Source organism: Actinocatenispora thailandica, from assembly GCF_016865425.1.
GTDB classification, from domain to species: domain Bacteria; phylum Actinomycetota; class Actinomycetes; order Mycobacteriales; family Micromonosporaceae; genus Actinocatenispora; species Actinocatenispora thailandica.
In genome coordinates, this window is sequence record NZ_AP023355.1 from 5,947,575 (window position 1) to 5,960,941 (window position 13,367).

Sequence of the window (13,367 nt, forward strand, 5' to 3'; positions counted from 1 at the left end):
AGCGCCCCGGTACAACCACTCAGACCTCTTCGACGCTGCTCGGCTCGTGCCGGGACAGGTCGATACCGAGTTCTTCCGCGGCGCGGAACACCTCGTCGTCGCTGTCCTTCATCTCCAGGGTGCTTCCGTCGCTGGACAGCACCTCGACGTTGAGGCACAGCGACTGCAGCTCCTTGAGCAGGACCTTGAACGACTCCGGGATGCCCGGTTCGGGGATGTTCTCGCCCTTGACGATCGCCTCGTAGACCTTGACGCGGCCGACCACGTCGTCGGACTTGATCGTCAGCAGCTCCTGCAGCGCGTAGGCCGCGCCGTAGGCCTGCATGGCCCAGCACTCCATCTCGCCGAACCGCTGGCCACCGAACTGCGCCTTACCACCCAGCGGCTGCTGGGTGATCATCGAGTACGGGCCGGTGGAGCGGGCGTGGATCTTGTCGTCCACCAGGTGGTTCAGCTTGATGATGTACATGTAGCCGACCGCGATCGGCGACGGGAACGGCTCGCCGGAACGACCGTCGAACAGCTTCGCCTTGCCGGTTCGCCCGATCAGCTGGGTGCCGTCCCGGTTCGGGAGCGACGCCTCCAGCATGCCGGCGATCTCCTCCTCGTGCGCGCCGTCGAACACCGGCGTGGCCAGGTTCGTGTCCGGCTCGGACGAGTCGGCGCCGATCGAGGCGAGCGACTGCTTCCACGGGGTGTCGTCGACCTTCAGCTTCCAGCCGTTCTTGGCCAGCCAGCCGAGGTGGGTCTCCAACACCTGTCCGACGTTCATCCGGCTCGGCACGCCGAGCGGGTTCAGCACGATGTCGACCGGGGTGCCGTCCTCCAGGAACGGCATGTCCTCCAGCGGCAGGATCTTGGAGATGACGCCCTTGTTGCCGTGGCGCCCGGCGAGCTTGTCGCCGTCCTGGATCTTGCGCTTCTGGGCGACGTACACCCGGACCAGCTCGTTCACGCCCGGGGACAGCTCGTCGCCGTCCTCCCGGCTGAACGTGCGGACCCCGATCACCGTGCCGGACTCGCCGTGCGGCACCTTCAGCGAGGTGTCCCGGACCTCCCGGGCCTTCTCACCGAAGATCGCGCGCAGCAGCCGCTCCTCCGGGGTCAGCTCGGTCTCGCCCTTCGGGGTGACCTTGCCGACCAGGATGTCGCCGTCCCGGACCTCGGCACCGATGCGGATGATGCCCCGCTCGTCGAGGTCGGCCAGCATCTCCTCGGAGACGTTCGGGATGTCCCGGGTGATCTCCTCCGGACCCAGCTTGGTGTCGCGGGCGTCGACCTCGTGCTCCTCGATGTGAATCGAGGAGAGCACGTCCTCCTGCACGATGCGCTGCGAGAGGATGATCGCGTCCTCGTAGTTGTAGCCCTCCCACGGCATGAACGCGACCAGCAGGTTCTTGCCGAGCGCCATCTCACCTTCGTCGGTGCACGGCCCGTCGGCGATCACCTGGCCCGCCTCGACCCGCTGCCCCTCGTTCACCACCGGGCTCTGGTTGATGCAGGTACCGGCGTTGGAGCGGCGGAACTTGTGCAGCAGGTAGGTGCGGCGGTGGCCGTCGTCCTGGTGCACCGTCACGTAGTCGGCGCACAGGTCCTCGACGACACCGGGCTCCTCGGCGACGACGACGTCACCGGCGTCGACCGCGGCGCGGTACTCCATTCCGGTGCCGACGAACGGCGACTCCGCCTTGATCAGCGGCACCGCCTGGCGCTGCATGTTCGCACCCATCAGGGCGCGGTTCGCGTCGTCGTGCTCCAGGAACGGGATCATCGCGGTGGCGACGGAGACCATCTGCCGCGGCGAGACGTCGATGTAGTCGACGACACCCGGCGCGACGGCCTCGAACTCGCCGCCCTTACGGCGGACCAGCACGGTGCTCTCGGTGAACGAACCGTCCTCCGCCAGCGGCGCGTTGGCCTGCGCGATGACGTACCTGTCCTCCTCGTCGGCGGTCAGGTACTGCACGTCGTCGGAGACCTTGCCGTCGGTCACCTTCCGGTACGGCGTCTCGATGAAACCGAACGCGTTGACCCGCGCGAACGCGGACAGCGCGCCGATCAGGCCGATGTTCGGGCCTTCCGGCGTCTCGATCGGGCACATCCGGCCGTAGTGCGACGGGTGGACGTCACGGACCTCCATGCCCGCCCGGTCCCGGGACAGGCCGCCCGGGCCCAGCGCCGACAGCCGCCGGCGGTGGGTCAGACCCGTGAGCGGGTTGGCCTGGTCCATGAACTGGGAGAGCTGGCTGGTGCCGAAGAACTCCTTGATCGCGGCCACCACGGGCCGGATGTTGATCAGGGTCTGCGGCGTGATCGCCTCGACGTCCTGCGTGGTCATCCGCTCCCGCACGACCCGCTCCATCCGGGACAGGCCGACACGGACCTGGTTCTGGATGAGCTCACCGACGGTGCGCAGCCGGCGGTTGCCGAAGTGGTCGATGTCGTCCGCGTCGTACCCGTCCTCGCCGGTGTGCAGGCGGCACAGGTATTCGATCGTGGAGACGACGTCGTCCTCGGTCAGCACGCCGGTGGTGACGGGGGCGTCGAGTTCCAGCTTCTTGTTCACCTTGTAGCGACCGACCTTGGCCAGGTCGTATCGCTTCGGGTTGAAGAAGAGGTTGTCCAGCAGGGTCTGCGCGTTCTCCCGCGTCGGCGGCTCGCCCGGCCGCAGCTTGCGGTAGATGTCCAGCAGCGCCTCGTCCTGGCTGCCGATGTGGTCCTTCTCCAGGGTGGCCAGCATGATCTCGGACCAGCTGAACCGTTCCCGGATCTGCTCGTTGGTCCAACCGATGGCCTTGAGCAGGACGGTGACGGCCTGGCGACGCTTGCGGTCGATGCGCACACCGGCGGTGTCGCGCTTGTCGATGTCGAACTCCAGCCAGGCACCCCGGCTCGGGATGACCTTCACGCTGGAGACATCACGGTCGGACGTCTTGTCGGGCTGCTTGTCGAAGTAGACACCCGGCGAACGGACCAACTGGGACACGACGACACGCTCGGTGCCATTGACGATGAACGTGCCCTTGCTCGTCATCATCGGGAAGTCACCCATGAACACGGTCTGGCTCTTGATCTCGCCAGTCGTGTGGTTGATGAACTCCGCGGTGACGAACAGCGGCGCGCAGTAGGTGAGGTCCTTCTCCTTACATTCTTCGATCGACGCCTTCACCTCGTCGAACCGTGGGTTCGAGAAGGAAAGCGACATAGTGCCGGAGAAGTCCTCGATCGGACTGATCTCCTCCAGGATCTCCGCGAGTCCACTCCGTGCGGCGGAGTCATCGGCACTGCGGGCACGCCAAGCCTCGTTGCCCACCAGCCAGTCGAACGACTCGGTCTGGATGGCAAGGAGGTTGGGCACCTCAAGGTGTTCGGTGATCCTGCCGAAGGAGACTCGGCGGGGAGCGTATGCACTCGTGGTCAGGGTCTTCGCAGGGCGGGAAGCTGCCAAGATGCGTCCTTCCGAGGACCTGTCAGCGACGGCCGTTTCGCGCGCACCCCAAACGACTCCCCAAAAACCGCCCAAATGGGGCCCCAAGACAGGGTCAATCAGACAATTTCGGCGAGCTCGAAGTTGGAAGGCAGCGCAAACTAGCAGTGTAGCCGAACGGCCCACCGCTGTCCAGGCCAGGCCGCGGCTGGCGCCAACCGCGCCCTGGAGGAGACGCCTCCGAGCACAACACCAACTCTCGTTCGGCCGGCTTCCGCGCGATGCAGAGGCAGCTAGGGATCAGCGTGCCTGGATACCACTGGGTCGTCAAGGGCTGGCACGCGGTCAACATGCCCGGAAACCCGAATCGGCGAACCAGACAACCGTCGGTAGAGCGGCGAAAGCCGACTGCAATCACAACTCACCCCCGACCGTGGCCGGAACCGCCATCAGATCGCAGTGACCTTCGTCACCTTCCACTTGCCGGCCATCGGAGTCATGGTCAGCACGACCCGGTTCTGGTCGACCTTCTGGCCGGTGATCGTCGTGTTCTGCTTGTACTGGTCGACGTAGAGCAGCAACACGACCCGGTCGGCCTGCGCGGACACCACGCTGGTCGCCGACACCCGCGCGGTCAGGATCGCCTTCTGCTTCACCGCGTACTTCTTCAGCGACGCCGTCGTCTTGGCGTACTTCTTCGCGAAGCTGCCACCCAGGTACGGCTTGGCCCGCCGCACGCTCGCGTCGAAGGTGCGGTAGTCGTACGACAGGAGCGCTGGCGCGGCGGCCTGCGCCGCGGACACCGCGTCGTCCCGCGCCTGCTCGACCGCGTCGTCACGCAGGTGCAGCCACCAGGCGCCACCACCGGCGGCGAGCGCCAGCACCGCGAGAACACCGACGATCACGATCGCCCGGTGGGTGCGCTCGAGTGCGCGTTCCGCACGACGTCGACGCGCCAGCGCTGCCTTGCCCGCCTTGCCGGCGCGGCCGCCGGGCTTGCCGGCCGGGCCGGACCTGCCGGCCTTCCCGGACTTGCCGGCGCCCGACGTCTTCCCGCCACGGGCGCCTGCGCCCAGCCGGGCCGGTGCCTTCACCGGCGGCCGGCTCGGCTTCGCCTTCCCGGTCTTCGACCCCGCACCGGGGTCCGCGACCACCCCGGCGTCCCGGTCCGCATCACCCGCGTCGTCCGCGGCGTACGGCCGCGGGGACGGCTTCGGCCGCGGGGACGGCCGGCGCCGACGCGACCGCGCCTCGCCGGTGGACTCCTCCGACGACGCCGACGCGCCCGGGCGCGGCCGTGGGCTCGGCCGGCGTGCGGCGTCGCGCCCGGCCGAGGACCCCGCGTCAGCGTTGTCGCGGTTCCCGGCCCGATCGGTACCGGGCTCGGAATCGACCGGCTCCACGGCGATCGGGTCGATGTGGAACGGCTCGTCCGCACCCCGTTCGGCGGCCGGTGCCGGCGGCTCGTCGTACTGCTGGTCGTCGGTGCCGGCGCGGGGCGGCTGGCTACGAGGCGAGCCGGACCGGGGGCGGGCCGGGCGGCGCGGCGTGCCGCCCTTGGCCGGCATCTGGCCGCGCAGCGTCCGTGGGATGAAACGAGCCATCGCGGGACATCCTCCGTAGCGTGCAGCGGTTGATCAGACGAACTGGAGCTCGGACACCAGCCAACGGCCGTTCTGTTCGGCCATGGTCACCTTGACCCGGTAGTGCGCGAGCCTCCCCTTCGGCGCGTTCGTGTTCTTCACGGTGGCGTCCATCGCCACCAGCACCGTCGCCGACCGGCGCTTGCTGGTGACGACCCCGGCCCACTTGACGTGCGCCTTCGAGGTGACCTTGTTCTCCACCACCGCGGTCTTCGTCTGCCCCATGCCGTTCTTGAACTGGGTCCTGAAGTCACCGGTCGCCCCGGTCAACACCCGCTTCAGGTCGTGGTCGACGGTCTTGGTGCTGATGCTCATGAAGTTGCTGACCGTGGTCTCCGCCGCCGACACCGCCGCTTTGCGGGCCTTCTCGTCCTGGCGATGCTGGTAGTGCCGCCAACCGGCGTAGCCGCCGGCGCCGAGCGCACCGGCGAGGATCACCGCCAGCACGGCGACGGCAACGCGGGTCGCGGCCAGCGACCGCCAGGCTCGGCCGACCACCGCGCCGACCGGCTGCCACGGCTTCCGGCGCGCCCCCGCGGCGCCGGTCGCTGCGTCCGACCCCCGCCGCCCCGCGTCGGAGCCGCGCTTGGTGCCCGCCGAACCGCCCCGGGCGGCCACCGGCTCCCGCTCGGTCGACTCCGCCGACCCGCGCTCGCCGCCGGTCTCGCCCCCGGTCGGTGGCGCACCCTTGCCCTTGGTCGAGTTGCCCTTGGCCGATCCGGAGGTGGTCGACTTCGTCGTGCCCCGGCCCGCCGACGTGGTCGGCGTGTCCCGGCTGGCCGACGTCGTCGACGTCGAGGGCTTGCTCATCGCTTGGTGCGCTCCGTTCCGATCACGATTCCAGCCCCGTGAGCAGCAACTGCTTCCAGGACTGGTCGCCGGCCAACTGGTACTGGCCGCCGGTGCCGCCGAACTGTAGTGGCTGCCCGTCCGGCCCGAGCACCAGCCCGGTCGACGGGTCGTACCCGGCCAGATCGGCACCGGGCTTCGCGGTGGCGCCGTCGACCGACCCGGTGTCGCCCGAACCGGACGTCGAACCGGTGGACGGCAGCGAGCCGGCCCCTTCGGGTACCGGGGTGATTTCCGGGCCGGTGGGCCGCGGCGTGTTCTGGCTGCCGCGTACCTCCGAGCCGCTGGCCCGCTCGGAGTTGGTGCAGGCCACCTTCACCCCGGTCCGGATGTACTGGCAGGGCGCCGGGTCGTCGACGTCGAGTACCAGGCCGAAGTGGGCGGTACCGTCGCCCGGCGTCACGGTGAAACCGCCGGCGATGTCCAGCGGGTACACCACCAGGATCTGCTTGATGCCGGGCAGCCGCCGGGTCGCGATGCCACCGACCGTGATCAGGTTGCCGAGCAGCATCCCGATGTTCGGGTCGACGTCGCGCAGCAGACCGGACACCTGCTTCGCCGCGGGCGGCGCGTTCGCGATCACCTTCCGCAGGTCGGCGTCGGAGGTGCGCAGGGTGTGGGTCAGGTCGGCGAGTCCCTTGGCCCAGCGGCGGATCTCGGCCGCACTGGCCTGCTGGGTGGTCAGCACGGTCTGGCCGTCCTGCAGCAGCTTGACGGTCTGCGGCAGATCCTGGTTCGCGGTGGCGAGGATCTTGTCGCTGGAGTCGATGATCTGCTGCAGCGACCCCTCGCTGCCCTGGAACGCCGCGCCGAGCTCGTTCACCACGACCTGCAGGTCCTTGGTGTCGACGGAGCTGACCAGCTTGTCCAGGTTGGCCAGCAGCGTCTCGGTCGGCAGCGGAATCCCGGTCCGGCTCGCCGGGATCACGTCGCCGGGCGCCAGGTACGGGCCGGAGGCGGTGTTCGGCCGCAGGTCCAGGTACTGCTCGCCGACGGCCGAGCGGTCGGTGACCACGGCGCGCAGATCCCGCGGGATCCGCACCCCGCGGTCGATGCGCATCGTCACCCGGACCTGCTTGGCGGTCAGGTCGACCGAGGTGACCTTGCCGATCGGGCTGCCCCGGTAGGTGACCGAGGCGTTGGTGAAGATGCCGCCGGCGTTGCTGAAGTCGGCCGCCAGCTCGTACGTGTTGCCCAGCAGCGCGGCGCCGACCCCGACGTAGCGGACCGCGACGTAGCAGACGCCGAGCACGCTGACCAGTACGAAGGCCAGCACCTTGATCTTGACGCTGCGCGGAGTCATCCGGTCAGCCCTCCCAGCAGGATGCTGAGCAGGTCGCCCTGCCGTGGATTCGACTCGCCCGCCGGCAGCTGCCGGCCCTTGTCGTCGGTCGGCCCCGGTTGCGCGGTGGTCGACTTCGACCCCGTCTGGTTCGGGTCCCGGACCGGGCCGTTCTGGTCGGCGACCTTGCCCTGCTGATCGCCGACCGGGGTACTGGTCAGCAGGTTCGACAGGATGTCGGTGACGTTGAGGTCGACGGTCAGGTGCAGGTTGACGTAGTCGCCGACGATGGCGCCGCCGACGTTCGGCGGGAACGGGTAGGTCAGCAGCTGGTCCACCGACTTCGGCAGGTTGTCGCCCGACTTCACCAGCTGGGTCAGCGTCGGCTGCAACGACTTCAGGTTCGCCAGCAGGTCCTGCCGGCTCTCCTTGATCACCCTGGTACCGACGGTGCCGAGCTTCTTGACCGCGGCGAGCATGTCGATCAGCTGCTTCTTCTGGTCGTCCAGCACCTTCAGGCCCGGGTCGAGCGCGTCGACCGCCTTCGCCACCGTCGTCTTCTGCTTCGCGACCTGGCGGGAGAACGTGTTCAGCGCGTTGATCGCGCGCACGATCTGCTTCTTCTGGTCGTCCAGGCCGCCGACGAACGTGTCCAGCTGCTTCAACGTGTCCCGGACGTCGGGTTCCCTGCCGTCGAAGACCTTCGCGACCTCGTCGTTGATCGTCTTCAGCTTCTCCAGGCTGCCGCCGTTGAGCAGCAGCGACATCGCCCCGAGGACCTCCTCGGCCTCGACGTTGCGGCTGGTCCGGGCCAGCGGGATGGTGGCGCCGGCGCGCAGCCGGCCGGTCGCCGGCCGGTCGGTCGGGGCGTCCAGGTCGACGAACTTCTCGCCCAGCAGGCTGGTCTGCCGGATCGATGCGACCGCGTTCGCCGGCAGCTCGACGTTCTTGTCGACCTGCACCTCGACCTGCGCGTGCCACCCCTTCCGGGTCACCGACCGGACGCTGCCGACGGTCACGTCGTTGCTCTTCACGGCCGCCTGCGGGACCAGATCGAGCACGTTGCCGAACTCGATCGTCAGCCGGTAGCCGTCACCGCCGGCACCGCCGGGCAGCTGCACCCCGGACAGCCCCGACGAGCCGCAGCCGGCCAGCAGCACCAGGCCGAGCAATGCGGGCAGCAGCCGCCGGATGCGCGTCCTCACTTGCCACCACCTCCGAGGATGCCGCCGAGGGTCGGGTCGGACGCGACGCCACCGGACCCGTCGCCCTGCGGCGTCGTCTCGCCGTCGACCGGCTTCTGGCCGACCCGGTCGGTACCGCCGGTGGTCCCGTCCGGGTCCGGCTGGATGATCGCGCCGAGGTTCAGCCCCGGGATCGGCAGCAGGTTGAGCAGGTGCTTGAGTTCGGTGGTCAGCGGTGAACCGGCCTTGGCCAGGAACGCGGCCAGTTCGAAGCACGCCACCGGAACCTGCTTGACCGGCACCAGGTGGGTCACCAGCGAGCACACGTACGACGCCGGGTCGTACGGCCCGATGATGTCGTCGCGGGTGTCCAGCGTGCCGGAACGAGCGTTGTACGCGAGGTTCAGGTTGGACAGCGCGGTCGGCGCCAGGTCGAGCACGTCGATGATCGACTTCTGCTGCTTGACCAGCACCCCGGTGATGTCGGTGAGCGCGGCCACGTTGTCCGACAGTTCCTTGCGGTTGGTCTTGACGAACGTCGCGACCTGCTTCAGCGCGGTACCGAGGTCCTTGAGCGCGGCGGCCAGGTCGTCCCGCTCGTTGGACAGCTGTTCCGAGACGTCCGCCAGTTGCTTGTTGAACTGGCGGACCGCGCCGTCGCTCTCGGCCAGCGCGGTGGTGAACTTCTGCAGGTTGACCACGGTGCCGAACAGGTCCTGCCGGCCGTCCGACACGGTGTCCAGCGCGGCGGCCAGGTCCCGCAGCGTCTGGTTGAGGTCCTTGCCGTTGCCCTTGAGGTTCTTCGCGCCGGTCCGGATCAGGTTGTTCAGCGAACCGTTCTTGTTGGCGCCGTTCGGGCCGACCGCGACGCTGAGGTTGTTCAGCGCCTTGTACACGTCGTCGAGTTCCAGCGGCACGACCGCCCGGTCGCCGCGCAGCACCGCACCGGTGGACAGCACCGCGCCGCCGACATAGCCGGGGGTGAGCTGCACGTACCGGTCGCCGACGATGCTCGGCGGCACGATGACCGCCTTGGCCTTCGCCGGGATCTCGTAGTCGGCGTCGTAGGTCATGCTGACCGCGACCGTCCGGCCGCCGGGTCGGACCGCGGTGACGTGGCCGATCTTGACGCCCATCACCCGCACGTCGGAGTTGGCGTAGATGCCGACCGACTGGCTGAAGTAGGCGGTGAGCGTCTTCTGCGGCGGGCCCATCCGCCACACCGCCAGGCCGATCGCGGTGCCGAGCACGGCGACCACGGCGACGGCCAGGCCGATCCCGAGCCGGCTGCGGAACACCCCCAGCGAACGGCTGTCCCGGTGACTGCGGACCATCATCGCCCTCACCTGCCCGGGCTCGCGGTCGTGGACGGTGACAGTGCGCCGCCGGGCGCCGGCGTCCCGGTACCGCCGGGCGACGCGCCGCCGGACGGTGTGGCCCCCGCCGACGGGGTGGCCTTCGGCTTCGCCGAACCGCCCTGGTCGGTCTTGCCGCTCCCGGTGCTCTCGCTGCCGGTCTGGGTGGCGGCGGAGCCGGCCCGGTCGCCGCCCTGCGGGCGGGCCGGCGGCGCACCCACCGTGTACGGCTGGAGCAGCGCGTCCATGTACGAGTCGAACCACCGGCCGTTGCCCAGCACGTTGGTGAACGCGTTCAGGAACGGCGCCATGTTCTGGATGCTCTTGGTGAGGTTGTCGCGGTTGTTCTGCAACACCTGCACCACCTGGCGCAGCTGCTTGAGCGCCGGGTTGAGCTGCTTCTGGTTGTCCTCGACCAGCCCGGACAGCTGCTTGGCCAGCTCGTCGGTGCTCACCAGCAACTGGTGGATCGCGTCCCGGCGGGCCTTGACCTCCTTGAGCAGCTTGTTCCCGTCGGTCAGCAGCTGCTGGAACTGCTTGTCCCGGTTGGCCAGCACCTGGGTGACCCCGCGCGCCCGGCGCAACAACTGGCGCAGCGCGTCGTCGCGGCTGGCCACCGTGCGGGACAGCCGGGACAGGCCGTGGATCGAGCCCTTCACGTTCGGCGCGGTGTCCGCCAGCGTCGCGGACAGCGTGTCGAACGCCTTCGCCAGCTGCTTCGTGTCGATCTTGTCGACGGTGTCGGCCAGCCCGTTCACCGCCTGAACCACGTCGAACGGGGACGAGGTGCGCGAGCGCGGGATCTGCTGGCCGGGCCGCATCGAACCGGGCCCGGCCGGCTCCAGGCCGAGGAACTTCTGCCCCAGCACCGTCTTGATCCGGATCGTCGCCTCGGTCTTCGTCCCGAACGAGACACCGCGGTCGACCCGGAAGTCGACCCGCACCGCGGGCTTCCCGTCGTGGTGGGTGAGGTCGATCCCGGTCACCTTGCCGACCTTGACCCCGGCGATGCGTACCTCGTTGTCGGTGGCGAGGCCGCTCGCGTCGGTGAACTCCGCCGAGTACCGGTCGCCGCCGCCGATCACCGGCAGCTTGTCGGCGTTGAACGCGGCGAGCACGCCGAGCACCACGACCGCGATTCCGGCCATCCCGATCACGAGGTGGTTGCGCTGCCGGAACGGCTTCACTTCGCACCCCCGCTCGTCGCCGGCGAGGCACAGCGGGCGGCGGTCGCCGACACCGTCGCCGGGTTCACGTCACCGATGCCCGGCACGTTGACGGTGCCGTCGAAGTTGCACATGTAGAAGTTGAACCAGGACCCGTACGACGCGGTCCGGGTCAGCGCCGCGGTGCGCACCGGCAGCCGGGCCAGCGTCCCCTCGATCACGCTGGTGTTGGCGTTCAGCGTGGTCGCGAGCGAGCGCAGCTGCTTGATGTCGTCCTTCAGCGCCGGCCGACCGTCCTTGACCAGATCGGCGGTGGTACCGGCGAGGTCGCCGAGGCTCTGGATCGAGTCACCGATGTTCTTGCGGTCGGCGGACAGCCCGGACACGAAGTCCTGCAGCGACGAGATGATGTCGGAGAGCTTGTCGTCCCGGGCGTTCAGCGTGGCCAGCACCTTGTTCAGGTTGTCGATCACCTGGCCGATCACCTTGTCCCGGTCGGCCAGCGTGTTGGTCAGCGACGCGGTCCGGGCGAGCAGGTCGTTCACCGTGCCGCCCTCACCCTGCAGCACCTGGATGATCTCGTACGCGAACTTGTTGACGTCCTTCGGCGACAGCCCGGCGAACAGCGGCTGGAACCCGTTGAACAGCGCGGTCAGGTCGAGCGCCGGCGCGGTGTGGGACAGCGGGATGGTGCTGCCGGCGGGCAGCGTGGCGCTGTCCCCGGTGCCCTCGGTGAGCTCGACGTAGCGCTGGCCGATCAGGTTGCGGTACCGGATCTTCGCCCGGACCGACTTCGGCATCGGCACCGTGTCGTCGACCGTGAAGGACACCTGCGCGGTCTTGCCGTGCACCAGCGAGATGCCCTTGACCTGGCCCACCTTGACCCCGGCGATCCGCACGTCGTCGCCCTTCAACAGGCCCGTGACGTCGGTGAACCGGGCGTTGTACCGGGTCCCGCCGAACCAGCCCAGCGAGCCGAGCGTGGTCGCGAGCAGCCCGGTCAGCACCACCGTCACCACGGCGAACACGATCAGCTTGATCAACGCCGGCGCCACGCTCCGGCTGCTGCTCCGGCCGCTCATCGCCGCTCCCCGGCGAGCCCGGTGCGTCGGTGCGTTCCTTCGGTCACTTGACGCTCACCACCGATCCGCGCATCAGTGGACCCCACAGCAGGTCGTCGATACCGCCCAGGTCGGTCACGTTGCGGCCGGTCGCCGCCGCCACCAGCGGGTTGACGACCGACTGCTCGGCGCTCGTACCCGCGTAGCCCATGTCCACGCCCGACCCGCCACCGATGCCACCCAGGCCACTCCCCGCGGTGCCCGGGTCGCCGCCGCCGCTGAGCAGGCCGCCCGGGTGCGACACGCCGTGCTGGTAACCGTCCGCGACCGTGCCACCCGGGTACGGCACCGCCGGGCTCGGCAGGCCGCGGCAGTTGGGCCCGGTGTCGGCCAGGTTCGCCGGCTCGTCGCCGGCGACGTACTTGCCGGAGTCCTTGGTGATCTCCAGGGTGATGTGCAGCCGGCCGGTGTCGAACGCGCCCTCGATGTTCTGCTGCAACCGCACCGCGCCGGCGGTCAGGCACGGATACTCCGGCGAGTACTCGGCGAGCACGTCCAGCAGCGGCCGGCTGACCTGGCCGAGCTGGATCAGCCGGCCCTCGTGCCGCTGCAGGAACGGCGTCGCCGTGTCGGCCAGCCCGGTGGTGTCGGACCAGAACGCGGCGAGCTGGCTGCGCTGCTCGGCGACCGTCGACGAGGTCACCGTCAGGTTCCGCAGGATCGCCATCAGGTCCGGCAACGCCCCGGTGTAGGTGTCCAGCACGTCGGACAGCTTGCGGATGTCGGACTGGATCGTCGGCATCTGCGCGTTCAGCGTCTTGAGGTACCTGTCCAGCGTCACGAGCGTGTCGCCGAGTTCCTCGCCGCGACCGCGGAGCGCCTCCGCCAGCGCGGTCAGCGTCGCCGAGACCTTCTCCGGCGGTACCGCCTTGAGCAGCGGCAGCGCGCGATCGAGCACCCGCTCCAGCTCCACCGCCTGCGCCGAGCGGTCCTGGTGCACGACCGTACCGGCGGTGATCGCGTGACCGGACGGCCGAGCCGGCGCGTCCAGCGACACGTACTTCTCGCCGAACAGCGTCTTCGGCAGCATCCTGGCCGTCACGTTCGACGGGATCCGCGGCACCGAGCCGGGATCCAGCGCCAGCCGCAGCTTCGCCCGCTGCCCGTTCGCGGAGATGTCGCGTACCTGGCCGACGACGACGCCGCGCAGCTTCACGTCGGCGTTCCGGTCCACCTGCAGCCCGGTGTGGTCGGCGACCACCGTCACCCACACCGCCGGGGTGAACACCTTCTGGTAGGCACCGACCGCCGCGGCGAGTAGCACCGCCACCAGCAGGACGAACCCGACGCCGAGCAACCGGCGCCGCAGCCCGTCAGACACCCTGTTCACCGACATCCGC

General features: G+C 69.5%; 9 protein-coding genes. All 9 read right to left on the minus strand.

All coding sequences use genetic code 11. The annotated features are described in order from the left end of the window. Positions 1–19 precede the first annotated feature (19 nt). On the minus strand, positions 20–3,448 hold the full coding sequence (rpoB, locus tag Athai_RS26590; RefSeq protein WP_203964022.1) for a DNA-directed RNA polymerase subunit beta: 3,429 nt from the start codon (positions 3,446–3,448) through the stop codon (positions 20–22). 428 nt (positions 3,449–3,876) lie between these two features. After that, positions 3,877–5,031: a flagellar basal body-associated FliL family protein gene (locus tag Athai_RS26595; RefSeq protein ID WP_203964023.1), complete on the minus strand. Its 1,155-nt coding sequence runs from the start codon at positions 5,029–5,031 to the stop codon at positions 3,877–3,879. A 33-nt stretch (positions 5,032–5,064) separates the two neighbouring features. After that, positions 5,065–5,880 carry a hypothetical protein gene (locus Athai_RS26600; protein ID WP_203964024.1) on the minus strand — a complete coding sequence of 272 codons (816 nt, stop codon included), beginning with the start codon at positions 5,878–5,880 and terminating at the stop codon, positions 5,065–5,067. A 22-nt stretch (positions 5,881–5,902) separates the two neighbouring features. Next, complete coding sequence (locus tag Athai_RS26605) at positions 5,903–7,222, minus strand: MCE family protein (protein WP_203964025.1); 1,320 nt, start codon at positions 7,220–7,222, stop codon at positions 5,903–5,905. Further along, positions 7,219–8,406, minus strand: coding sequence for an MCE family protein (locus Athai_RS26610; protein ID WP_203964026.1), 1,188 nt, complete (start codon positions 8,404–8,406; stop codon positions 7,219–7,221). The genes Athai_RS26605 and Athai_RS26610 overlap by 4 nt, the downstream gene beginning before the upstream one ends. Beyond that, positions 8,403–9,722: an MCE family protein gene (locus tag Athai_RS26615; RefSeq protein ID WP_203964027.1), complete on the minus strand. Its 1,320-nt coding sequence runs from the start codon at positions 9,720–9,722 to the stop codon at positions 8,403–8,405. Before Athai_RS26615 ends, Athai_RS26610 begins: the two co-directional genes overlap by 4 nt. Positions 9,723–9,727: 5 nt before the next feature. Further along, positions 9,728–10,927, minus strand: coding sequence for an MCE family protein (locus Athai_RS26620; protein ID WP_239157182.1), 1,200 nt, complete (start codon positions 10,925–10,927; stop codon positions 9,728–9,730). Next, positions 10,924–11,988 carry an MCE family protein gene (locus Athai_RS26625; protein WP_203964028.1) on the minus strand — a complete coding sequence of 355 codons (1,065 nt, stop codon included), beginning with the start codon at positions 11,986–11,988 and terminating at the stop codon, positions 10,924–10,926. Before Athai_RS26625 ends, Athai_RS26620 begins: the two co-directional genes overlap by 4 nt. Before the next feature lie 43 nt (positions 11,989–12,031). After that, a complete protein-coding gene (locus tag Athai_RS26630) occupies positions 12,032–13,357 on the minus strand; it encodes an MCE family protein (RefSeq protein WP_203964029.1) in 1,326 nt (441 codons plus the stop codon). Positions 13,358–13,367 lie beyond the last annotated feature (10 nt).